A 211-nucleotide genomic window follows, 5' to 3' on the forward strand; every position below is an offset into this window, starting at 1 on the left:
GGCAGCCGCGGCAAACAATTCCGTCGCCGCTACCGGTGCGAACAGCCGGATCAATAATACGGCCAGCGGTACCTTGGCAGCTGGTTTACTGGCCGACGGCAGCCTCGGTACGGCCGGTGACTTATCTGTATCTACGACGCTTGGCATGAATGGGGCCGGCCAACACGTATCAGCCGGTGATCAGCATATCAGCGCGAAAACGCTGGATTTA

At 58.8% G+C, this 211-nt stretch carries 1 protein-coding gene; it reads left to right on the forward strand.

Translation table 11 applies throughout. The annotated features are described in order from the left end of the window. Window positions 1–211, forward strand: a 211-nt coding sequence (locus tag QN359_RS20030) for a hypothetical protein (RefSeq protein ID WP_323493647.1), incomplete at both ends; no start/stop codon positions are given.

Origin of the sequence: Undibacterium sp. 5I2 (assembly GCF_035019605.1) — a bacterium.
In the GTDB taxonomy this organism is placed as follows: Bacteria; Pseudomonadota; Gammaproteobacteria; order Burkholderiales; family Burkholderiaceae_D; genus Undibacterium.